Below are 24531 nucleotides of genomic sequence, written 5' to 3'. Positions count from 1 at the left end.
GCGATGATCTTAATTAGTCATCGCTTTTTTAAATTTATTTTTTTTCTTCTTCTTTAATTTCCTTGATAAAAGATTCTAATTTTTTACCATAAACAGAACTTTGCACTTTTGGATTTAAAGATTTATAAATAGAATCTAACCAAACAGGTTGGGCATCGTATAATTCTGTTAAAACCAAATAAGGAGCTACATCAGAATCTGTATTTTTAAAAGCAAAATTCAAAGTATATTTATATCTTCTTAAAACTAAAGCATCAAAATCTTTATTTAATTGTTTTAATTTTGCTGTATCTTTTTCTTTCTCTGCTTCAAATTTACTTTTGATAAAATCTAATCTTCTATCATTAAATTTCTTTGTAATCTTTTTATAATCATTTAAAATATCTTGCGCTTTAGAACCAGTGATTTTTGCAGAAGTTGCAAAACGGTCTAATTTACTTTTGATATTTATAACTCCATAATCACCAAAAAACTGAATTTTTTCTTCTGGAGCTTCTTTAAGAGTGATAAAGAAAACCTGTGGAGATGTGATATCAGCAGCTAACTGAAATTTCTCTTCTCCTTTTGAAATAGTAGTAGAATCAATATTAACTAAAGCATCATTTTCTATTTTTTGTAAGTACACAGTTCCTTTCTTTAATCCATTAATTTGTGCATTTACAACCATGTTCCCTTCCTTTTTACTACTTCCAGTACAACTAATAATTAGTATACTTAAAAATGCAAGAACAAAAATTACTCTTTTCATGATATTTATATAGTTTATTTTCTAAATTAAAAAATTAAGGTGAAACAATTCGCATTAATTCTGCTGTTAATAATGCTCCATAAGTTCCAACAACATAACCAAAAACGGCTAATAAAACTCCAACAGTTGCTAAAGAAGGGTGAAATGCAGAAGCTACAACAGGTGCAGAAGCTGCTCCACCAACGTTTGCTTGACTTCCTACAGAAAGGAAAAAATATGGAGCTCTGATTAATTTTGCTACAAGAATTAAAAGTCCAGCATGAATTGCCATCCAAATAAATCCAACACCAATTAAACCAGGATTACTAAATACCGTATTTAAATCCATTTTCATACCAATTGTTGCTACTAGAATATAAATAAAAACACTTCCGATTTTACTTGCACCAGCTCCTTCATAATTTCTAGCTTTTGTAAATGATAATGCAATTCCACAAATTGTTGAAATCGTTATCATCCAAAAGAAAGTAGAACCAAAAGAAGATAAAGCAGAACTTTTATCACTGACAGCTTCAAAATTATCTTTCAAGAAAGTTGTGATATTTTCCGCTCCAAAATGTGCCAATCCAACAGAACCAAAAGCAATAGCTAGAATTACCATATAATCAGTTAAAGAAGGATTTCTTGCAATAGAAGCAGCATAATTTGAAACTTTTGTTTTTAAATCTTCAATAGCTGTTGTATCAGCTTTTAACCATTTATCAATTTTATCTGTTTTTCCAATTCCAAGTAAAATAATTGCCATCCAAACATTTGCAACAACAATATCTACTACAACCATTCCACCATATTTCTTAGGATTATATTCATAAATCTCTAACATTGCAGCTTGATTAGCTCCTCCACCAATCCAACTTCCAGCCAATGTTGCTAATCCACGCCAAACAGCATCTGGTCCAGCTCCACCCACGGTTTCAGGACTAAAAAATGAAACGATTAAAATAGCAATTGGTCCACCTATTACAATTCCGATAGTTCCAGTAAAGAACATGATTAATGCTTTTGGACCTAAGTTAGCAATAGCTTTTAAATCGATACTTAATGTCATTAAAACTAAAGAAGCAGGTAATAAATATCTACTAGCAATAAAATAAGTTTGAGAATGTTCAGCAGAAATAATTCCAGAAGTACTTAAAATTGCAGGAATAAAATAGGCCATTAAAAGTGCAGGAATTATTTTATAAAATTTATTCCAAGGACCTTCTTTTTTTGATGAAGTATAGAATATAAATCCTAAAGTAAGCATTAAAATACCAAAGACAATAGCATCATTAGTAATTAAAGGTGTAACAGATTCCGTATTTTCCATTTTTGTTATTGAAATTTAGGCGAAAATATAAAAAAAGTAGTAAGTTGCAAGGATTCTTTGCCGTTATATATGTTAAATAGTTGGTTTAGAATTGTTTTTTTAAAAAAAAAGGAATGTATATTTGTACGCACAAAACTCGAGAAAATGAAGATTAAATTACACGTATTATTTTTATTATTTGCAATTCAAGTATCCGCACAACAGGGGGGAATGTGGATTCCATCATTGTTGAATGGATTTAATGAAAAAGAAATGAAATCATTGGGGATGAAGATGAGTATTTCTGATATCTATGATGTAAATCATTCTAGTTTAAAAGATGCAATTGCGCATTTTGGTGGAGGATGTACTTCGGAAGTGATTTCTGATCAAGGTTTATTATTAACAAATCATCATTGTGGTTTTGGAGAAATTCAACAACATTCTTCCATTGAAAATGATTATTTAGAAGATGGATTTTGGGCAATGACAAAAGCAGATGAATTACCGAATCCAGATTTAGAAGTTACTTTTATTAAAAGAATTGAAGATGTTACTGCTGAGGTTTTAAAAGGAACGGATGGAATGGCAGATTCAAAAACGAAGACAGAAATTATCAACAAAAATATTGAAAATTTAAGTAAGACTTTTTCTAAAGAAAATTGGCAAACTATTGAAGTAAAGTCTTTTTTTGAAGGAAATCAATATATTTTATTTGTAAAAGAAACATTTACAGATGTTCGTTTAGTTGGAGCTCCACCTTCGTCAATTGGAAAATTTGGTTCGGATACAGACAACTGGGTTTGGCCTCGTCATACTGGAGATTTTGCTTTATTTAGAATTTATGCAGACAAAGACAATAAGCCAGCTGCTTATTCAAAAGACAATGTTCCTTATAGACCAAAACATCATTTACCTGTTTCTTTAAAAGGTGTTCAAGAAAATGATTTTACAATGGTTTTCGGATTTCCAGGAAGAACAAATGAATATTTACCATCTGTTGCAATTGACCAAACGGTTAATGTATTAAATCCTGTAAAAATTGAAATTAGAGAAAACGCACTTAAAATTGTAGATAATTTTATGCGAAATGATAGAGGTATTAAATTAAAATATGCTTCTAAATATGCAAGTATTGCTAATTATTGGAAAAAATGGATTGGTGAAACTCAAGGAATTGAAAAAACTGATGCAATTCATGCAAGAAAACAATTTGAGAAAGAATTCCAAAGAAGAGTAAATGAAAATCCGGAATTAGCTGAATATAAGAATTTACTACACGATTTTAATTTATTATATGCAGATATTCAAAATGTTTCTATCGCTAGAGATTATTGGATCGAAGTTGCCTATTGGAATGTTGAATTATTACAAGTTTCTTTTAGGTTATACAGGTTAGAAAAAGCTGCTGAAAGAGGAGAAGAAGCATTTGAAAAATCAAGACAACAAACTTTAAAAAGATTAGAAGGTTTATATAAAAACTATTTGGCAAAAGTAGATCGTCCAGTTTTTGAAAAGTTATTACAACTTTATATTACTAAAATTCCTAAGAAATATTTAAATAAAGAATTAGAAGGGATTAATTATAAAGCATTGTCAGATAAGATTTATGCGCAATCTGCTTTAGTTTCTTATGAATCAATTAAAAAAATGCTTTCTGGAACTTCTGCTGAGGTAATTTCGAAAATAAATAATGATCCTGGATATGAATTAGGAAAGATTTTATCAAAGCAATATTTTGAAGTAATTAATCCTGATTATATTGCTTTAAAGCAACAGATTTCTAATAAACAGAAAGAATATATGAAAGCTTTAATGAAAGCTTTTCCAGATAGACACTTTTATCCAGATGCAAACAGTACATTACGTGTTTCTTATGGACAAGTAAAAGGTTATTCTCCAAGAGATCCTATTTACTATCAACCAGTGACACATTTAAGTGGTGTAATGGAAAAATATGTTCCTGGAGATTATGAGTTTGATGTACCTCAGAAATTACAGAAATTATATAAGGAAAAAGATTATGGAATATACGGTTATGATGATAAAATGCCAGTTTGTTTTATCGGAACTAATCATACAACAGGAGGAAACTCTGGAAGTCCTGCAATTGACGCAGAAGGAAATTTAATTGGATTAAATTTTGACAGAGTTTGGGAAGGAACAATGAGTGATATGAATTTTGATCCTGAAATTTGTAGAAATATTATGGTGGATGTACGTTATGTATTATTCATTATTGATAAATATGCAGGAGCAAAACATTTAGTTGATGAAATGACTTTAGTGAATGTTCCATCAAAATAATTATAAAAAAATACAAATAGAAGAGGCTATCAGAAGATGATAGCCTTTTTTTATTATAAAATCAGTGATATTTTTTAGAAACGCTATAGCTAAACGTTAGTTTTTAGTTGAATCTCGTAATAAGAATTGTAATTTATAAAAACGAGTGTAGGTATTTGTTAAAAAATGACAATAAAATAATCTTTTAAATGAAATATTTTAAATTATTAGCTCGGAATTATTAAAAATATAATTTAAAGTATATTTTTTTAACCTTTTCTTTTATATTTGTCTTGCTTTAACATAAACTTAAAAATGAAAAAACTACTCCTATTATCTTGTTTATTTATTGTTACACAAGTTTCTGCTCAAAGAGGTGGAATGTGGTTGCCTTCTTTATTAGAAGGAATTAATGGAAATGAAATGAAATCTTTAGGAATGAAGATGGAGCTTTCAGACATTTATGATATTAACAATTCGAGTTTAAAAGATGCTGTTGTACAATTTGGTTATGGTTGTACGGGAGAATTTGTATCGGATGAAGGATTATTATTCACAAATCATCATTGTGGACTTGAGCAAATTCAAGATCATAGTACATTGGAGAATAATTATATTGAGGATGGATATTGGGCAAAGAATTTAAATGAGGAACTTCCAAATTCAAATTTATACATCACAATTATTAAAAAAATTGAAGATGTTACTGACAAAGTTTTTCAAGGAATTTCAGATAATGTACCATCACATGAAAGAGAAAAACTTGTTAGACAAAATATAGCGAAAGTTAAGAGTGCAACAAAAGTAGAATCTTGGCAAACTATTGAAGTAAAACCTTTTTTTGAAGGAAATCAATATATTTTATTTGTTAAAGAAACTTTTGAAGATGTTCGTTTAGTTGGAGCTCCACCTTCATCAATAGCAGAGTTTGGAAAAGATACAGATAACTGGACATGGCCAAGACATTCAGGAGATTTTGCATTATTTAGAGTTTATGCTGATAAAAACAATAGACCAGCAAAATATTCAAAAGATAATGTTCCTTATAAACCAAATCATTTCTTACCAGTTTCAAGTGGAGGAGTGGAACAAGGAGATTTTACAATGGTATTAGGTTTTCCTGGTAGAACGAATGAATATTTAACTGCAAGAACAATTGATCTTACAGTAAATAAATTAAATCCAATGAGAATTGCTATTAGAGAAGATGTAATTAAAATTTTAGATTATGAAATGCATCAAGATCCAAGATTAAAAATAAAATATTTATCTTCTTTTAATAGTATTACCAATGATTGGAAAAAAATGGTAGGAGAAAGTCAAGGTATTGAAAATACTGAAACCATTAAAAAAAGATTAGAAGAGGAAAAACTATATGTTGAAACAGTTAAGAAAAAAGGACTAAATGAATATGCTAATTATATTCCAGAAATCAATAAGATTATGGATAAGGATGAAAAGTATTTAGTTACAAGATATGCTTTTTTGGAAAGTATGATTTATACAAATAGTCAATTTGCATTTTTATATAGAATAATCAATTTCGAAAAATTAATGCTACATGAAAATGAAGAGAATATTTCAAGAACGAAAGAGAACTTAATTCAAAGTGCAAAATATTTCTATAAGAATTATGATCCAAGAATAGGGAAAATGATTTCGGAGAAGTCGATTAGAAATTATATAAAATATACTCCAAAAGAATTTTTACCACCTATGTATGAAAATTTAGACATTGATAAGACATTGGATGAGATGTTTAATAACTCTAAATTTCATAGTTATGATGGATTTAAAGAAGTTATGACTGGAAATTCAACTGAAATAATCTCTAAATTAAGAAAAGATCCAATTTATGCACATTTTAGAGCTGCTTTTGATTTTTATTTCGCAAATATTGTGATTGAAACAAGAAAAAACAGAGATGAATTATTAAAAGTGAAAAGAAAATATGTGAAATCACTTAAAGAAGTATTCCCTAACGATCGTTTTTCTCCAGATGCAAATAGCACTTTACGTATTGCCTATGGTCAAGTACAAGGATATTCGCCAATTCCTGTTTTTACATATGAGCCATTTTCTTATTTAAAAGAAGCTGTTAGAAAATATGTTCCTAATGATTATGAATTTACTTTACCAAAGAAATTATTAGATTTATATAAATCTAAAAGTTATGGTGAATATGCTGATGCTTCTGGTCAATTGCCAATTTGTTTCTTAGCATCAAACCATACTACACAAGGTAATTCTGGTTCTCCAGTTGTAGATTCAAAAGGAAATTTAATTGGAATTAACTTCGATAGAGTTTGGGAAGGAACAATGAGTGATATTGAATATTCTCCTGATTTATGTAGAAATATTTCTGTAGATATGCGTTACGTTTTATTCGTAATTGATAAATATGCAGGAGCAAAAAGAATTATGGATGAATTAACAATTGTTAATCCGAAAAAATAATAAACGAAATATTTAGTGTTCAATAAAAAAGCTCAGTTCATTTATGACTGAGCTTTTTTAGTTTTAATTATTTAAAACATTATCTTTTAAAGAACTTAGTTTTTGTGTGATATTCTTTTTAGCTTCTTGAATCATTTTTCTTTTAGAAGGAAGCTTTTTACTTTCAAACTTTATCCTTCCTGATTTTGTAGAAAAATATTCGAAATCAGTTATGAAATATGAAATTTTATTATCTGAAATTGTAAAAGTAACTTGATGCCCAATCATTCCTTTTTTAATCAGTAAATCTGTTCTATAATTTCCTTTTATTTTAATAATTCCAGCTTCTGAATTTCTCCTTTTTACTTCATGTCTTAAATCTTTATAACCATTTTTAATCCACTTCGAAGCGATTTCAAAAAGTTTTTCTTTAGGAACATTTTCAAAAACAATTTCTCCTTTTTGTTCATATTTTTTTGTTTTAGGATTTAAATTGAAATTTTGTCCAAATGAAACAAAAAAGACAAGTGAAAATAATAATGTAAATACTGTTTTCATACGTTAAATTTTATAATGATTTTTCTCAAACTTAAATCATTATAATTTGATTAACAAAAAAACACTTAAAAAATTAAAATTCTAATGCTAAATTCATTTGTGTATTAACCATTTTCTTTTGAAATAAAAGTAATGGATTTGGGCAGATATTTTTCCATGTAGACCTCTCATTTTTAAAGGCTACTCCAGGAAAATTTGTAGTATTTCCTAATAAATCTAAAATGACTTGAAAGTGCAAATGTGGAATCCAATTTCCATTTTCATTATCATGTCCAACATAACCAACAATTTCTCCTTTTCTTATTCGTTTTCCAATTCTCAAAAAGTTTAAAGAATCTCTAGTCATGTGTCCATACAAAGTATAAAAAACAAAATTACGGTCAGCTCTATGTTCTAAAACAATTGTAGGTCCATAATCTTTTTCTGCTGCATTGTTATGTAGAATTACAACTTTTCCATCAAAAAGTGCATGTACTGGTGTATCTTCTTTAACCCAAAAATCTAAACCAAGATGAATTGAACGATAGGAATTATCATTAGAATTTTTATATGCTTTTGTATCATAAACACATCTTTCTTCTAAATAACCTCCCGTTATAATTGAGTCTGGAAATTTCTTTTTATACTTTGTTAATTCAGTTTTAGCAACTCGCTTATTATTATATCTTTTTACATCCCAATTGCTATTAACACTCATGTCAATAAAAGCATAATCATTTTTATTTAGCGTAGGAAATAAGTCGCTAATTTCTTGACTATTTTTTAAAGCCCATTTTTTAAATTTATAATAATTAGGGTGTGCTGGGAAATCGCATTTTTTTCTGAAACTGTAAATAACAAAATTTGGATTTAATTCATAAATCGATTTTAAAGCAATCCAAATAGATTCTACTATTTCTTGTAGTTCTTTATTATTAGGATTTTGTTCTAAATCAATTTTAACTTTAACCAAATTTATAATTAATCGCATGCTTATTAAAGAAGGTAAGTGATTGATTTCATTTTCTTGAATTAAAAGCTTTTTATGAAATCCTTCAATCATTGGTAAAGCTATTCGCAATACATCTTTTTTACCATAAACTGCATATGCAATAGCGACTGCTAATTCATTTATAAGTGTAGAATAAATTGCATTTTTATAATTTACAACTGCAAAAATGCTTGGTTTTTCATCAATATTTTCAACTAAGATATTTTCATCATGAATATTGTTATGAATTATACCTTTTCGAAGTTTTTGAATTTCTTCTAATTCTCCATTGAAATTCTCTAAAAAATGAACCAATTTTTTTTGTTCACTTTTATTAAATAAAGAGAAAAAATTTTTTGTCCAATTTGCTTCTAAAATATCTAAATCAAACTTTCGATGCGCTTTTATATGATCAAACCCAGATAAAGCTTTAATAGATAAAGCACATTGTTTTCCTAGTTTTTGATATAATTCTACACTTTTTTCAGAAATATCTGACCAACTATTTCCTTCTAAATAAGTTAAAAGACGAACTTTATGTTCATTTGCAAAATCATCTATAAAACTACTAATCGGACTTCCATTCACATCTAAAATTGCAATTGGCGTATTTAGCTTTTTATTTGTTGCTTGAAAATATTGTAGAAGTTGTTGTTGATAATCCAAATAACCATTATCAACTGTAGTTTTACTGATTTTTAAAAGATATGTTTCATAATTTTCCGTAGTGATTTTAAAATTGAAATCGATATCCTCATACAATTTGGTAGCATGACCAATGACTCCATATAAAGTATATAGAATTTGTTCAGCATATCTTGTATCAATTTGAAACTCTGTGTAATCAGTATTCATTTTTCACTACCATTTTGAGTGCTCTAAAATAATGGGAAAGTTTAATAATAGCAAATGATTATAATTCTATTTTTCATATAAAATGATAATCTTTTCAAAATTTATTTTCTTTAAATGATACTTCTAAATATCTATTTAATTTCAAATAAAAAGAGGAAACTTTTGATATGTTTCCCCTTTTATAGAATTTAGTTAAAGATTTCTTTAAAATAGTGAATTTAAGTTGAAGATATTAATTCACAATGTACGAAAGTCTAATTTAAATGTTCCATCTTTAACAAATAAACTTCAACAAGTCTATTATTTTTCATAATTCTCTTCAAAGATAAAATTACAAAACGTCAAAACACGTCGATACAAAATTCTAGAATCAAAATAAAAAATTGTAAAACTTAATGGAAAGAATTACTTTTGTTCAACTTTTAAAATAATTAATATAACACAGTTTCAAGAATAACTGTTTTAGATAAACTACATACTTAGAAATGGGAAGAGCATTTGAATTTAGAAAAGCAAGAAAAATGAAACGTTGGTCTGCTATGGCTAAAACTTTTACAAGAATCGGTAAAGATATCGTAATGGCTGTAAAAGAAGGAGGACCAAATCCAGAGACAAACTCTCGTTTAAGAGCTGTGATGCAAAATGCCAAGGCAGCAAACATGCCTAAGGATAATGTAGAACGTGCAATTAAAAAAGCAACAGATAAAGATACTGCAAACTATAAAGAGGTTTTATTTGAAGGATATGCTCCTCATGGAATTGCAATTGTTGTAGAAACTGCAACGGATAATAATAATAGAACTGTAGCAAATGTTCGTGCTGCTTTTAATAAATGTAATGGAACTTTCGGAACTTCAGGTTCTGTAATCTTTATGTTTGATCACACTTGTAATTTCCGTGTGAAAGCTGAAGATATTAAAATGGATTTAGAAGAATTCGAATTGGAAGTTATCGATTTTGATGTTGAAGAAGTTTTTGCTGATGAAGATGGTGTAATGATTTATGCGCCATTCGAGAAATTTGGTGCAATTCAAAAATATTTAGAAGAAAATGAAATTGAAATCGTTTCTTCTGGATTTGAAAGAATTCCAACAACAACGAAAAAACTTTCTGAAGAAGAGCAAGCTGATGTTGAAAAGCTTTTAGAAAAATTAGAAGATGATGATGATGTACAAAATGTATATCACTCAATGGAAATGTAATTTATAATTTCTTGAATATATTATAAAAAATCTCCTTTTTTTGAGGAGATTTTTTTATTTATTTAATGTTTTGGAATAATCTTTGTTTATTAATTAGCAAATTGATTTAAATTCAAACAACTAAATGTTTATTAAATCCAACGTGTTTTTGCGTTGGATTTTTTTTGTTTCTGTTTCTATAAATTGTGAAATAAAATATATTTCTTTTGGTTTTTCAAATCGATTTAAAGATTCTAAAGATTTTATTTTTAAACTTATTTCTTGTTTTAATTTTTCTGAAAATTCTGCTTCAATTATTAAAACTAATTTTTCTCCTAATTTTTGATCAAAAACTCCAGAAACAAAAAATCTTACATTGATAAATTCAGATAATTTTGCTTCAATTTGTTCTGGAATTAATTTTATTCCTCCGCTATTTATTACAGAATCAAATCTACCTAACCATTCAAAATACGAATCGTCTATAATATTTACTAAATCATTTGTAATAACAATTTCATCAGAGATTTTTGGTGCATCAATAACCAAACAATTTCTTTCATCTGTTTTAATTTGAATATTCGGTAAAACTTGATAAAAAGAATCTTTTTCAGTCTTTAGATTATTTAATTTTTTTGCAGCAATGTGTGTAATTGTTTCCGTCATTCCATAAGTTGCATAAATTTCTGAAGAAATTCCTTGAATTTTTTTCTGTAATTCAGGAGAAACTGCTCCGCCACCAATAATTATTTTTTTAATTCTTGAAATGTCTTGTAAACTTTCATGAAGTTGTAACGGAACCATTGCCCCGAAATCAAAAATTTCAGTTGTATTTTTTAAAGGATTTGCTTCTGGAGAAACAATTGTCAAATCCCAACCTAAAACCATTGTTCGAACAAGCATCATTTTTCCTGCGATATAATCGGCAGAAAGATTTAATAAAGCTTTTGTATTTTCTGGTAAATCAAAGAAAAGCCCTGTTGCTTTCGCACTTTCAATCATTTGTTTTTTCTTTAAAGGAATTAATTTTGGAACTCCAGTAGAACCAGAAGTTTTTACTGTAATTATATCTGAAGAATCAAACCAATTTTTTAAAAAATTAGAAATATCTTTAGGTAAGTTTTCTGAAAAAAGTAAAAGTTCTTCAATGGAATGGAATTGTTTTCCTTGAATTTTAAATTTTAAATTGGAAGGATGAAACATAAGCTTTTCTTTGAAATTTTTCCAAAGATAAAAAGAGTTGTTTTATTATTTATAAAGTTAATGTTAGAAAGTTGGAACTTAGACTTCGTTTAGTTGCTTGATTTTATTTCGGAGATTGAGCTGAGTCGAAATCAGATTGTAATATATTGAGATTTTTTGAATTTTATTTGGGACTTCGACTTCGCTCAGTCACCTTAGTTTGAGATGTAATTAAAATTTCTCTCTTGAGAATTTTTTTGGATATGATAGTATTTTTAAGAAAAAAGATTTTTATAAAATCGTTTGTAATTATAAAATCTTCGGCTTAGGGATTGCAGCGACATCCTTTTGCTGCTTGCAGATTTGCAGCAAAAGATATAGCGGAAAGCCCGACCTTTTCTTAGACGAAGTAGAAGAAAAGGGAAGCTTCAAAAAAGAAAAATTCAAATTAATCTCTTGGGCCGTTATTTCCTCCGTTTGTATCTTCAAAAAATCCAAAATCCATATTATCTGGCTCAATAAATAGACGTAATCCATTGTTTTCACAACGAATTCTATACATATCTTCTTCATTTAATTCAAAATCAAAAAGACGAATATTTTCCACAATTCTATTTGGATTTTTAGAGCGAGGAATAACAATAATTTCTCGTTGAATCATCCAGCGAAGTGCAATTTGTACAGGAGTTTTTTGATATTTTTTAGCTAAATCATTTAGTGTTTTATTTTCTAATAAATCTTTTACTTTCCAGCTCATTAAAGGAGCGTATGCAGCAAGTAAAATATCATGTTTTTGGCAATATTCATTTAGAAAAATATTTTGATAACCAGGATGGCATTCCACTTGATTGACAGTTGGTTTTATAGAAGTATGTTTTAAAAGAAGGTTAATATGATGAATATTAAAATTAGAAACACCAATTGCTCTAATTCTACCTTCTTGATATAAATGTTCCATTGCACGCCAAACTTCAAGAATCCTCTCATAAGTTCCAGGCCAATGAATTAGATATAAATCGATATAATTTGTTTGTAAATTTTCGAGAGATTGCTCAAAAGCTCTTAATGCATCATTATAAGTTTGATTTGAATTCCAAAGTTTTGTGGTTAAAAACAATTCATTTCGTGGAAGTTCTAAATCTTTGATTGTTTTTCCGACAACATCTTCAATTTCATAAATAGTTGCTGTATCAATATGTCGATAACCAGCAGCATAAGCATTTTCAATAACATCATGAATTGTATTTCCTTCCAATTGCCAAGTTCCTGTTGCAACAGAAGGAATTTTTACACCATTATTCAAAGAAAAATTTGTAATCTCCATAACTTGAGTTATTTATAATTGGTTAAAGGTAAGGAAAACAGAAACTTAAATAAATTTGAAAATGATAAAGGTTTGTAAAAATTCTTTTTAAAACTTAGCTAAAAAGAAAAAAGACCACTCTGAAAAGAACGGTCTTTAAATTAGAATATGATAAAATAAACTTATTATTTTTTGATTCTCGCATTTTCCATTTGAATAACGTAAGCTTCAATATATTTTGAAAAAAATGAACTATTCATTTTAGGTGAATATATTTTATTCTCTTTTCTATCTTTTATAAAATAGCTTGAAGTAGGCAAAGCTGTTGCTGTAGAAGTTCCATCTGCATTTTGTCTCCATGTATCAACACTATTTGCATTATAATCAAATAAAAATCTATAGATATTAACATCTTTGTATTTGTCAGAATTTAAATCCGATTCAAGAACAAAAACATATTTTCCATGATATTTCTTTTTTACATGTTTTTTCATGTATTTATCTCTACTAGATCGTCCTTTTAATACACAAATAAGAGTTGTTCCTTCTTGTCCTATTTCCTCAGGAATAGAACCATTTTCTACACTAATATCTTTTTGAATATTACTTCTAACTAATGCTCCACAAGAACTAAAAGTTAAAGATATTAATAAGATGAATGTAAAATACTTTGTGAATTTTGTAATCTTTTTCATAGTTTAATTATTTTCATTAAAAGCGCGAATATATTAAAATTCTTATATAAAAGAAAAAAGACCGCTCTTTTCAGAACAGTCTTTTTTACAACTAACTCAATTATAAAAAATACAATACTTACTTGATATCGATGACAGTTTTATCAAGTGGTTTGCGAACTTTCTTTAAGTCTTTCATAAAATCATCTTCAGCTCTAAATCCGATAGGTAAGATTAAAGCAGATTTTAAGTTTTGAGCTTTTAAGTTTAATAATTCGTCATATTTCTCAGGAACAAAGCCTTCCATCGGACAAGAATCGATTTTCTCGATTGCACAAACATTTAAAAGATTTCCTAAAGCAATGTATGCTTGATTTTTAAATGAAGTATGCATTTCATCTCTTGTTTTCTTTGAGAAAGCATCAACTAAATAATCTTTAAAAGGATTTAAAACTTCATCAGGAGTTTGGCGAACTTCTTTTACTAATGAAAAATAAGTTTCGATATCTTCTGTTGTAAATTCATCCTGAAAACAGATAACTAATAAGTGAGAAGCATCTGCAACTTGTCTTTGATTAAAACTATGTTCAACTAAGGATTCTTGGATTTCTTTATTTTCAATAACAACTAATTTAATCGGTTGTAAACCAAAAGAAGTAGCAGTTAGGCTAAAAGCATTTTTTAAAACTTCAATTTGCTCTGAAGTAAGTTTTTTCGTAGCGTCAAACTTTTTAGTTGCATAACGCCATTGTAAACTTTCAATAATGTGCATAATGTTTTCTTTTAGGTTTCAAAAATAAGATAAACTGTAAGTGAAAAAAGGAATTTCTAATTGAATTTTTTTATGAAACTATAATTAGAAGAAATGATTGTTAAAATTTTATAGAATTGTTAATGTAATCTATTGATTGTTAGAAGTAAAATTAAAATTCGTATCTTCTGAGCTATAAAATTAAAACTATGAAAGAAGATTTTTTACATTACGTTTGGAAGTATAAGTTGTTTAATAACCTCATTTTAGAAACAACGGAAAAAGAAAATATTAAGATTGAATTTGTTGGAACACAAAATTTTGATAGTGGTCCAGATTTTTTCAATGCAAAAATGGAAATCAACCAACAACTTTGGGCAGGTAATGTTGAGATTCATTTAAATTCTTCCGATTGGTATTCGCACAATCATGAAACGGATACAAGTTATGATAATGTGATTTTGCATGTTGTTTGGAATCATGATGCAGAAATTTTCAGAGAAAATAATACCAAGATTCCAACTTTAGAATTAAAAGAAATTGTAGCAAAAGAATTAGTAGAAAATTATCAGAAAATTCAATTAAAAAAAGATAAATGGATTGTTTGTGAAAATGAAATTTCTACTGTTTCGGATTTTACATTTTCTAATTGGTTGGAAAGATTGTTTTTTGAAAGATTGGAACAAAAATCATTTGTGATTAGAGAATATTTAGAAAGAACAAAATACGATTGGGAAGCAGTTTTATTTAAAATGTTAGCTAAAAATTTTGGGTTAAAAGCAAATGCAGATGCTTTTTTAAACTTAGCAAACTCATTTGATTTTTCTATTTTAAGAAAAGAAAGTGCAAAACAAGAATGTTTAGAAGCTTTGTTTTTTGGTCAAGCAGGTTTGTTACAAGGCGAATTAGAAGACGCGAATTATAAAAAAATGCAAAAAGAATATGCTTATTTAAGAACAAAATATGGAATCCAACCAATTTTTGAAGGACAAGTGAAATTTTTTCGTTTACGACCTGTGAATTTTCCTACAATTCGACTTTCACAATTGGCAAATTTATATCATACAGAGCAAAACTTATTTTCCAAATTAATGGATTTTACAGAAATTGAAGAATATTATAATATTTTTACAGTAGAAACTTCAGCTTATTGGAAATCACATTATACTTTTAAAACTACTTCCAAAACTCAAATAAAAAGATTGTCAAAATCGTTTATAGATTTACTTTTGATAAATACGATTATTCCTTTCAAATTTGTTTATTTAAATCATGTTGGGAAATTTGACGAAGATGAAATTCTACATTTGGCAAAAAATATTAAAGCTGAGAAAAATTCCATTATTTCAAAATTTGAAGATTTTAATATTGATGCGCAAAACTCTTATGAATCACAAGCTTTATTACAAATGAAAAATTATTATTGTGAAAATCAACGTTGCTTACATTGTCAAGTTGGAGATTCTTTGTTACGAAGGAAATAAGGAATAAAATAAAAATAAAAAGTTCGGAAAATAACCGAACTTTTTTGTTTTAATTTTTAAGTTGATAATTTAAAGGTAACATTTCTCCAATTCGTTTTTCGCTCATATCACCTCCAAAAAAAACTTTATTAGGTGGAGAAATATTTCCGAAAATATCTACAGAGAATGTTTTGTCTTTATCCAAAATTTGAATTACAGATTGTTTGTCATTTTTATACAAAATAGCAATTCTTTTTTCTTGTAATTCGAAAATTGTTTCTTCTTTTGTTTGCTTTTTAGTTTGAATAAAATTTTCAGGATTTTGAAATGTAAATCCATTATGAATAAATTTAAATTTTTGATCTACAAAATTGCCACGAACCAAACTTCGTATGAAATGTAGTTTAGAACCTAAATAATTTTTTTTACGTTTTTTTATGTGTTTTTTCCTTACATTTTGAATATCTGAGAAGAAAGAAGTTCCTGTATAAAGAACTTTTCGAATGTATTTTTTTCCTTTATAACCATTTTCTAACTGAATTTCAAAAGAGATTAAATTGTATTTAAGTTGATAACCAAGAATATTATTCACAATAATAATTGGCTCTTCACAAGAAGCGGAAATTGTATTTTCATCTGAAAAATAGCGAAGAACAATTTTATCTTCATTTAGAATTTTTAAAGAAGAAGAGGAGAAGTTTTTTCCAAGAAATTCTTTTTTAAAAAACCGCATTTTTTCTTCTCTAGACATATTATCAGCATCTAAATTTAATTCGCCTAACTCAAAAGAAGATTCTTCAAGATAAATGTTCATTTCTTTTTTGATGTTTTCAAAAGAAATATAAGAAGTTTGATATCCGAGAATGGAAATAATTAAAGTTGTTTCAACATTTGAAGTATTTGGAATTTCAAAATATCCATTCAAATCTGTAGCATCTCCTAAAGTTGTTCCATCCAAATATGCTGTTGCACTTTCTAAAGGTTTTTTAGTTTTAGCATCAAATACAAAACCTGTGATATTTTGACCATAAATTCCAAAAGAAAATAAGAGGAATAGCAATAATATGTTTTTTTTCATTTCATATTTATTTTACACAAAGATGTTTAAAAAAGAAATGTGTTACAACAAAAATTAATCTAATTCTAGTTTTAAATTGTTTTTAATTTCAGTTAAAACAAAAGAGCTTTGGACATTGGAAATATTTTCAATAGAAGCCAATTTAAACATGATAAATTGTTGGTATTCTTCCATGTCAGAAACAATTAATTTCAATAAATAATCATAATTTCCAGCAATATGATAACATTCCATTACTTGTGGAATTTTTCGAATTTCTCTTTCAAATACTTCTAAGAATCGTTTGGAATGTTGTTGTAAAGAAACTTGACAAAAAACTTCCAATTTTTTTCCGATAAGTTTTTTATCAACAATTGCAATGTATTTTTTGATAAAACCAGTTTTTTCTAAGCGTTTAATTCGTTCATAAGTTGGTGTAGTTGAAAGCCCGATTTTATTAGCAATTTCTTTACTATTTAATTTTGCATTTTCCTGTAAAAGCATCAAAATTTTTTTATCAATAGCGTCCATATAGATTTATTTTCTGTTTTTTAAGAAATTTAAGAATTTTAAAAGTAAATATATTCTTTTATTGTAAAGTAAAATAGGTTTATATTCTAAAAAAAGATATAAATTTTAGTTGATATTCTAAAAAGAATAGATTTGTAGAAAATAAATCTAAGATGTTAGAGCAGAAAGAAGCTAAGAATCAGTTATCTGAGTTATATAAAGAAATAAATGAAACAACGGAAAATTTTATTGGTTATCCAGTTTCAAAAGATTTTGATTATTCGGAATTACTACCTTTTCTACAATTTCCAATGAATAATATTGGAGATCCATTTGGAAAATCAACCTATAAAGTTGATTCCAGAGCAATGGAAAGAGAAGTAGTTCGATTTTTCGCAGAATTATTTCGAATTCGACCAGAAGATTCTTGGGGATATGTAACGAATGGAGGTTCAGAAGGAAATCTTTATGGATTGTATTTAGCAAGAGAATTATATCCAAAAGGAATTGTTTATTTTTCAGAAGATACACATTATAGTGTACAAAAGAATGTAACATTATTAAATATTGATTATGTAATCATTAAATCTCAAGAAAATGGAGAAATCGATTATGATGATTTAAAGAATATGTTACAATATAATAGACATCGCCCTGCGATTGTTGTTGCAAATATTGGAACGACAATGACAGAAGCAAAAGATGATACAAAAATTATTAAAGGATTGATGGAGGAATTAGCAATTCAAAAACATTATATTCATGGAGATGCTGCTTTAGCGGGAGGTTTTGCACCTTTTATTTATCCGCGTCCACATTTTGATTTTGTAGATGGAGTGGATAGTATTTCTGTAAGTGGACATAAATTTATTGGTTCTCCGATTCCTTGTGGTGTTGTAATTGTTAGAAAAGAAAATAGAGATAGAATTGCGAGAAATATTGCATATATCGGAAGTTCGGATGCAACAATTACAGGTTCTAGAAATGGACATAGTCCGTTATTTATTTGGTATGCGATTAAAAAATTAGGATTAGAAGGATTTGAAGATCGAACAATTCATAGTTTGAAAATTGCAGAATATGCTTGTGAACGATTAAATGAAATTGGAATCAAAGCTTGGAGAAATAAAAATGCAATTACAGTAGTTTTTCCTTCACCACAAGAATCTGTTTGTGAGAAATGGCAATTAGCAACAGAGAAAGGAAATTCACATATTATTTGTATGCCGAATGTTACGAAGGAACAAATTGATACATTTATTTTTGATATTGAAAATATGAAATAATATTAGTTTTAACTCTACTCTAATTGTTATAAATTAATATTTTAGGGTAGAGTTTCTATTTCATTTTTTAAGATAACTTTAACCTTTTAACTTTTATTAAAGAAAATTGCTTTGCGAATAATGTAAAATTAATTCGTTTCAAGATGTTTAGATTGAATAATATTTAATTATTTAACATACATTAATATTTTAACATCAAAAAATTTGCCCTTACTTCATTTTTTTAGGATATTGCGTGCTTCAAAAATTTAAAAATACACATTATTTATAGAATTATGAAGGAAAAATTTCTACTAATACTTGCAATTTTTGCGCCCTTTTTAGGTTTTTCTCAAGAAGCTGCAACAGGGGATGTATCAACAGCAGATAAAATTAATGCATGGTTTAAAGGAATAGCTGATCCTGTAGCGAGCGCTGTTTTTTATGAAATTCCAATCGATATTTCAGACAAGATCAAAGGTATTCCAATTGTACTAATCATCTTAGTTTTTGGAGCAATCTTTTTTACAGTTTACTTTAAGTTTGCCAATTTTAGATTAATTGGAACTGCGATTAAATTAATTAAAGGAGATTACGATTATGTTGATTCTCAAACGCCAGAAGGAGAAGAAACAAAAGAAGGAAAAGCAGAAGGAGAAGTTTCTCACTTCCAAGCATTAACAGCAGCACTTTCAGCGACAGTAGGTTTAGGAAATATTGCTGGGGTTGCAGTAGCAATCGCACTTGGAGGACCAGGAGCAACTTTTTGGATGATTATTGCAGGATTCCTTGGAATGGCATCTAAATTTGTAGAATGTACATTAGGAGTAAAATATCGTGATGTTGATTCAGATGGAACAGTTTACGGAGGACCAATGTATTATTTAACAAAAGGATTAAAAGAAAAAGGATTTGGTGGATTAGGAAAAGGTTTAGGTATTTTCTTCGCAATAATGTGTATTGGAGGTTCATTTGGTGGAGGAAACATGTTCCAAGCAAACCAAGCTGCATCTCAGTTTACAAAACTTTTCGACATTTCGGATCCTAATGCAACGTTATACTTCGGAATTATAATGGCTGTTTTAGTTGGTATTGTAATTATTGGAGGAATTAAAAGAATTGGAGCAGTAACAGAAAAAGTAGTTCCATTTATGGCTGGAATTTATGTTTTAGCTGCTTTAGTAATTTTAGGAATGAATATAAGTTCAATTCCAAAAGCATTCGGATTAATATTTGAAGGAGCATTTAGCCCAAGTGCAGCATTTGGAGGAATTATTGGTGTATTAATTGTAGGATTTAAACGTTCAGCATTCTCTAATGAAGCTGGAGTTGGATCTGCTGCAATTGCACACTCTGCTGTAAAAACAAATTTCCCAGCATCTGAAGGAATTGTTGCTTTATTAGAGCCATTCATTGATACAGTAATTATTTGTACAATGACAGCTTTAGTATTAATTATTACAAATGATGCAAATGGATTATTTACATATGGAAATATTGATTCGGCTGATAATGTAATTATGAATGTTACTGGAGAGCATTTAGGAGGAGTTGATTTAACTTCTGTTGCATTTGATTCTGTAATTCCACACTTCTCAATTATCTTAACTGTTGCGGTTGTATTATTCGCATTTTCTACAATGTTATCATGGTCTTATTATGGATTACAAGCGTGGAAATTCATTTTTGGTAAAGGAAAAGTATCTGATATTGTTTATAAAGTAATATTTCTTATATTCGTAGTGATTGGTTCAGCTGCAAGTTTAGGTTCAGTTATTAAGTTCTCAGATTCAATGATTTTCGCGATGGTATTCCCGAATATTATAGGTCTTATTATACTTTCGCCTAAAGTTCGAGATGAACTAGCAAAATATAAAAAAGCATTACTAAAAAAATAAGATAAAATGAAATTAAAAAAATCCCATTTCTGGTATAACAAAAATCAAAGAAATGGGATTTTTTATTTATTGGTATTAATCATTTCTATTCAGGCTTTTTATTTTCTTTTTGTGAATTATAAAAATGAAGAAACTAAAATACCATATACAAGTGAACAATTACTTTTAATAAATGAAATAGATTCACTTCAAAAAATAGCAGAAGCTGAATTAGAAAAAAAGAAAAATACATTCAAACCTTTTAATCCAAACTTTATTTCAGAATATAAAGGATATTTATTAGGAATGAGTGTTGAAGAAATAAAGCGTTTACATGAATTCCGTGAAACAAATAAATATGTAAATTCCGCTTTGGAATTTCAAAAAGTTACAAAAGTTCATGATACACTTTTAGCATCCATTCAACAATATTTTAAATTTCCAGAATGGACACAAAAGAAAAAGAAAGATAAGAAAGAGAGTAATTATAAAAACTATTCTAATTATTCAAAGTCCAATAATCTTCCCCTGAAAAATAATTCTGTTACTATTAAAGGAATTAATTCTATAACAAAAGAAGAGTTACAAAGAATTAATGGAATAGGAGAGAAATTAGCCGAAAGAATTCTTACTTATAAAAATAAGTTACAAGGTTATACTTTTAATGACCAGTTACATGAAGTTTGGGGTTTAAAACCAAATGTTGTTTCTAATTTGTTGGAATATTACCGAGTTTTAGAAAAACCAACGATTTCTAAGGTAGATGTAAATAGTGCTACTTTTAAAGAAATCTTAAAACTTCCATATATCGATTACGAATTGACAAAATTAATTGTAAAATATCGAGAATCTGTTTTAAGAGTAAATACAATAGAAGAATTTAAGAAAATTGACGGATTTCCTATTGAAAAGTTTGATAGAATAGCGTTATATTTGGATGCTCAATAAAAAAACTATGATTGAGTTATTAATTCTAAAATAAGAATACTTATTAAAATAAGAGATATATGAATTTTGATTACACTGAAACGCAAGAGATGATTGCACAATCTATTAGAGATTTTGCTGCACAACATATTACTCCGAATATTATGGAATGGGATGAGGCACAACATTTTCCAGTTGATTTATTTAAAAAACTTGGAGAAATGGGGTTTATGGGAGTTCTTGTTCCTGAAGAATATGGTGGTTCAGGTTTAAATTATCACGATTATGTAAGAATCATTGAAGAGATTTCAAAAGTAGATTCTTCTATCGGATTATCTGTGGCAGCACACAACTCATTATGTACTGGACATATCTTGCAGTTTGGTAATGAAGAACAAAAGAAAAGATGGTTACCTAAATTAGCAACAGCTGAATGGATTGGAGCTTGGGGATTAACAGAGCACAATACAGGATCTGATGCAGGAGGGATGAATACAACTGCTGTGAAAGATGGAGATTATTATGTTTTAAATGGAGCAAAAAATTTCATTACACATGCAATTAGTGGAGATATCGCTGTTGTAATTGCTAGAACTGGAGAAAAAGGAGATTCTCATGGAATGTCTGCTTTTGTGATTGAAAAAGGAACTGAAGGATTTACATCTGGAAAGAAAGAGAATAAATTAGGAATGAGAGCTTCTGAAACAGCAGAATTAATCTTTGATAACTGTCGTGTACACAAAGATAATATGTTAGGAAATGAAGGTGAAGGATTCGTTCAAGCATTAAAAGTATTAGACGGAGGAAGAATTTCAATTGGAGCACTTTCTTTAGGAATTGCTAAGGGAGCTTATGAAGCTGCTGTAAAATATGCAAACGAAAGAGAACAATTTGGAAAAGCAATTGGAAAATTCCAAGCAATCGGATTCAAATTAGCAGATATGGCTACGGAAATTGAAGCTTCTGAATTATTAATTCATAAAGCGGCATTTATGAAAAATGAAGGAAGAAGAATGACGAAAATTGGAGCAATGGCTAAGATGTATGCATCTGAAGTTTCTGTAAAAGTTTCAAATGAGGCAATTCAGATTCATGGAGGATACGGATATACAAAAGATTTCCCAGTAGAGAAATTCTATAGAGATGCTAAACTTTGTACAATTGGAGAAGGAACAACAGAAATTCAGAAATTAGTAATTTCAAGAACGATTTTAAATTCATAATTCCTGATTTTCAATAAAATACAAACACCTTTTAGTAATATAAAAGGTGTTTTTTTATGTGTAAATATTTCAATTTTAGTTAATTAAGATAATTTTAGATAATAAAATTGTTTAAAAGTTTTTAGAATAGAAAAATGTTATATATTTGCAAGCTGAAATTAAAACCTAAAGAGGACGACATGAAAGGAGGTGCAAACATATGTTAATCATCCCAGTAAAAGAAGGAGAAAATATCGATAGAGCGTTAAAACGTTATAAGAGAAAATTCGACCGTACGAAAACTATGAAAACTTTACGTGCACGTAAACATTTCGTAAAACCTTCAGTTGCGAACCGTAAACTAAAAATCAAGGCTCAATATATCCAAAGATTAAGAACTGCGGAAGAGCAAGCTTAATATTTTAGAATATTAACAAACTTATATAAAAATTCCGTTAGCGAATAACAAAGCTATATATTATCTTTGTTATCCTAACGGATTTTTTTATGAGTATTCAACCTTTCATTGATTATCTAAAGCACGAAAAGAAATATTCGTTGCATACTCTGACAGCATATGAAAATGATTTAAGAAATTTTCAAGAAATAGCTTCAGAAATATATAATAAAGAACTAAAAAAACTTACTTATACAGAGTTGAGATTTTGTATTGTAAGTATTGTGAATAAAGGTGTAGAAAACCGAACTACAAACAGAAAGATAAGCGCTCTAAAAGCTTATTTTAAATACTTGCTGAAAACTAATCAGATTTCAGAAAATCCACTTCTTAAACATAAAGCATTAAAAGTATCGAAGAAAATACAAGTTCCTTTCTCTAAAAAAGAAATGGATGAAGTTTTGTCGATGCCAATAGATAAAGAAGATTTTGAGAGTGTTCGAAATCATATGATGATTGAATTATTATATGCGACAGGTATACGAAGATCAGAATTAATAAATTTAACTATAGATGCGATAGATTTTTCCCAAAAACAGATTAAAGTTTTAGGAAAAAGAAATAAAGAACGTATAATTCCATTGTTCGATTCTACGTTAAAAAAGCTAACTACTTATTTATTAGAACGTAATAAAATTAGGAGTAAAAACACCTTTTTATTTGTGACAAAAAAAGGTGAAAAAATGTATGAAATGCTTGTGTATCGTACGATAAATACTTACTTTAGGGGAATATCTTCGAAGTTAAAACAAAGTCCACATATTATTCGTCATTCGTTTGCAACACATTTATTAAACGAGGGAGCAGATTTGAATTCTGTAAAAGAATTATTGGGACATGCTAGCCTAGCATCAACACAAGTATATACGAAAACTAGTCTAGGAAAATTAAAAGAATTATATAACCATGCTCACCCAAGGAGCATAAAAAATCGTTAGAATTATGAAAATATTCATTCAGTCAGTTAATTTCAATGCAGACAAAGATTTAGTATCATTCATTGAAAAAAAAGTAGAAGGGTTAGAAAAATATTATGATAGAATTATCGATGCTGAGGTATTTTTAAAGGTTCAACAAACAAGCGAGAAGGAGAACAAAATAGCTGAAGTAAAAGTGAATGTACCTGGAGATGAGTTAATTGTTAAAAAACAATGTAAGAGTTTTGAGGAAGGTGCTGTATTATGTATAGATTCACTGAAGAGACAATTAGAGAAACACAAAGAGAGACAAAGAGGAACTCACGTGTAAAAAAAATCAAAAAAAAATGAAAAAAAGTTTGCAGGATTAATAAAACGTATTACATTTGCAAACCGTTAGCGATAACGAAATATTTAAAGCTAACGAAAAGCCGATATAGCTCAGCTGGCTAGAGCAGCTGATTTGTAATCAGCAGGTCGTGGGTTCGAGTCCCTCTATCGGCTCAAAATCTTTGAAATAGTTGAAAATAATTTTAGATTATAATGCGGGAGTAGCTCAGTTGGTAGAGCGTCAGCCTTCCAAGCTGAATGTCGCCGGTTCGAACCCGGTCTCCCGCTCTAAGA

At 28.2% G+C, this 24531-nt stretch carries 21 protein-coding genes and 2 tRNA genes; 13 read left to right on the top strand and 10 right to left on the bottom strand.

Going from position 1 to position 24531, the window contains the following annotated elements; genetic code table 11:
* Positions 1-34 precede the first annotated feature (34 nt).
* Both I1A51_RS01310 and I1A51_RS01305 read right to left on the bottom strand, forming a co-directional pair.
* Entirely contained in the window at positions 35-748 is a 714-nt protein-coding gene (locus I1A51_RS01310) for a DUF4369 domain-containing protein (protein WP_196890574.1), read from the bottom strand.
* Positions 749-782: 34 nt separating this feature from the next.
* Positions 783-2057, bottom strand: a complete 1275-nt coding sequence (locus I1A51_RS01305; RefSeq protein WP_196890573.1) for a DUF819 family protein — start codon at positions 2055-2057, stop codon at positions 783-785.
* Between the two features lie 144 nt (positions 2058-2201).
* Here I1A51_RS01305 and I1A51_RS01300 point away from each other — a divergent pair, with 144 nt between their 5' ends.
* Both I1A51_RS01300 and I1A51_RS01295 read left to right on the top strand, forming a co-directional pair.
* A complete protein-coding gene (locus tag I1A51_RS01300) occupies positions 2202-4343 on the top strand; it encodes a S46 family peptidase (RefSeq protein ID WP_196890572.1) in 2142 nt (713 codons plus the stop codon).
* Positions 4344-4637: 294 nt separating this feature from the next.
* Positions 4638-6779, top strand: coding sequence for a S46 family peptidase (locus tag I1A51_RS01295; RefSeq protein WP_196890571.1), 2142 nt, complete (start codon positions 4638-4640; stop codon positions 6777-6779).
* A gap of 63 nt (positions 6780-6842) precedes the next feature.
* On the opposite strand, the gene I1A51_RS01290 is transcribed toward I1A51_RS01295, so the two are convergent.
* Both I1A51_RS01290 and I1A51_RS01285 read right to left on the bottom strand, forming a co-directional pair.
* Complete coding sequence (locus I1A51_RS01290; RefSeq protein ID WP_196890570.1) at positions 6843-7316, bottom strand: DUF4468 domain-containing protein; 474 nt, start codon at positions 7314-7316, stop codon at positions 6843-6845.
* 73 nt (positions 7317-7389) lie between these two features.
* Positions 7390-9141, bottom strand: coding sequence for a peptidoglycan DD-metalloendopeptidase family protein (locus I1A51_RS01285; protein ID WP_196890569.1), 1752 nt, complete (start codon positions 9139-9141; stop codon positions 7390-7392).
* Positions 9142-9626: 485 nt separating this feature from the next.
* Here I1A51_RS01285 and I1A51_RS01280 point away from each other — a divergent pair, with 485 nt between their 5' ends.
* Positions 9627-10343, top strand: a complete 717-nt coding sequence (locus I1A51_RS01280) for a YebC/PmpR family DNA-binding transcriptional regulator (RefSeq protein WP_196890568.1) — start codon at positions 9627-9629, stop codon at positions 10341-10343.
* 120 nt (positions 10344-10463) lie between these two features.
* Here the strand turns inward: I1A51_RS01280 and I1A51_RS01275 are convergent, their stop codons facing one another.
* The 4 genes from I1A51_RS01275 to I1A51_RS01260 all read right to left on the bottom strand — a co-directional run bounded on the left by I1A51_RS01275 (position 10464) and on the right by I1A51_RS01260 (position 14253).
* Positions 10464-11525: an AMP-binding protein gene (locus I1A51_RS01275; protein WP_196890567.1), complete on the bottom strand. Its 1062-nt coding sequence runs from the start codon at positions 11523-11525 to the stop codon at positions 10464-10466.
* Positions 11526-11952: 427 nt separating this feature from the next.
* On the bottom strand, positions 11953-12828 hold the full coding sequence (locus tag I1A51_RS01270; protein WP_196890566.1) for an aldo/keto reductase: 876 nt from the start codon (positions 12826-12828) through the stop codon (positions 11953-11955).
* A 164-nt stretch (positions 12829-12992) separates the two neighbouring features.
* On the bottom strand, positions 12993-13502 hold the full coding sequence (locus tag I1A51_RS01265; RefSeq protein ID WP_196890565.1) for a hypothetical protein: 510 nt from the start codon (positions 13500-13502) through the stop codon (positions 12993-12995).
* A gap of 118 nt (positions 13503-13620) precedes the next feature.
* Positions 13621-14253, bottom strand: a complete 633-nt coding sequence (locus tag I1A51_RS01260; RefSeq protein WP_196890564.1) for an NAD(P)H-dependent oxidoreductase — start codon at positions 14251-14253, stop codon at positions 13621-13623.
* Between the two features lie 188 nt (positions 14254-14441).
* On the opposite strand from I1A51_RS01260, the gene I1A51_RS01255 reads away from it, so the two are divergent.
* The gene (locus I1A51_RS01255) at positions 14442-15716 is read left to right on the top strand and encodes a DUF2851 family protein (RefSeq protein ID WP_196890563.1); all 1275 of its coding nucleotides are present in this window, start codon (positions 14442-14444) and stop codon (positions 15714-15716) included.
* A 49-nt stretch (positions 15717-15765) separates the two neighbouring features.
* Here the strand turns inward: I1A51_RS01255 and I1A51_RS01250 are convergent, their stop codons facing one another.
* Positions 15766-16773 (bottom strand): carboxypeptidase-like regulatory domain-containing protein, encoded by a 1008-nt coding sequence (locus tag I1A51_RS01250; protein WP_196890562.1) that lies wholly within the window; start codon positions 16771-16773, stop codon positions 15766-15768.
* Between the two features lie 54 nt (positions 16774-16827).
* Complete coding sequence (locus I1A51_RS01245) at positions 16828-17283, bottom strand: Lrp/AsnC family transcriptional regulator (protein ID WP_196890561.1); 456 nt, start codon at positions 17281-17283, stop codon at positions 16828-16830.
* A 152-nt stretch (positions 17284-17435) separates the two neighbouring features.
* On the opposite strand from I1A51_RS01245, the gene I1A51_RS01240 reads away from it, so the two are divergent.
* The 9 genes from I1A51_RS01240 (at position 17436) to I1A51_RS01200 (ending at position 24525) form a co-directional block, all read left to right on the top strand.
* Positions 17436-18548, top strand: a complete 1113-nt coding sequence (locus tag I1A51_RS01240; RefSeq protein ID WP_196890560.1) for a histidine decarboxylase — start codon at positions 17436-17438, stop codon at positions 18546-18548.
* 275 nt (positions 18549-18823) lie between these two features.
* Positions 18824-20425, top strand: coding sequence for an alanine/glycine:cation symporter family protein (locus I1A51_RS01235; RefSeq protein WP_196890559.1), 1602 nt, complete (start codon positions 18824-18826; stop codon positions 20423-20425).
* Positions 20426-20431: 6 nt separating this feature from the next.
* Positions 20432-21352 carry a ComEA family DNA-binding protein gene (locus I1A51_RS01230; RefSeq protein ID WP_196890558.1) on the top strand — a complete coding sequence of 307 codons (921 nt, stop codon included), beginning with the start codon at positions 20432-20434 and terminating at the stop codon, positions 21350-21352.
* Positions 21353-21411: 59 nt separating this feature from the next.
* Positions 21412-22554, top strand: a complete 1143-nt coding sequence (locus I1A51_RS01225) for an acyl-CoA dehydrogenase family protein (RefSeq protein WP_196890557.1) — start codon at positions 21412-21414, stop codon at positions 22552-22554.
* A 199-nt stretch (positions 22555-22753) separates the two neighbouring features.
* Entirely contained in the window at positions 22754-22951 is a 198-nt protein-coding gene (gene rpsU, locus I1A51_RS01220; protein ID WP_196890556.1) for a 30S ribosomal protein S21, read from the top strand.
* A gap of 89 nt (positions 22952-23040) precedes the next feature.
* Entirely contained in the window at positions 23041-23928 is an 888-nt protein-coding gene (locus I1A51_RS01215) for a tyrosine-type recombinase/integrase (RefSeq protein WP_196890555.1), read from the top strand.
* 4 nt (positions 23929-23932) lie between these two features.
* Positions 23933-24238 (top strand): ribosome hibernation-promoting factor, HPF/YfiA family, encoded by a 306-nt coding sequence (gene hpf, locus I1A51_RS01210; protein ID WP_196890554.1) that lies wholly within the window; start codon positions 23933-23935, stop codon positions 24236-24238.
* A gap of 99 nt (positions 24239-24337) precedes the next feature.
* A tRNA-Thr gene (locus tag I1A51_RS01205) sits at positions 24338-24411 on the top strand.
* Positions 24412-24452: 41 nt separating this feature from the next.
* Positions 24453-24525, top strand: a tRNA-Gly gene (locus I1A51_RS01200).
* The last annotated feature ends 6 nt before the right edge of the window (positions 24526-24531 follow it).

Source organism: Aureivirga marina (assembly GCF_015767265.1).
GTDB classification, from domain to species: domain Bacteria; phylum Bacteroidota; class Bacteroidia; order Flavobacteriales; family Flavobacteriaceae; genus Aureivirga; species Aureivirga marina.
The sequence above is the reverse complement of the archived record's forward strand: the minus strand, read 5'-3'. Positions and strand labels throughout refer to the sequence as shown.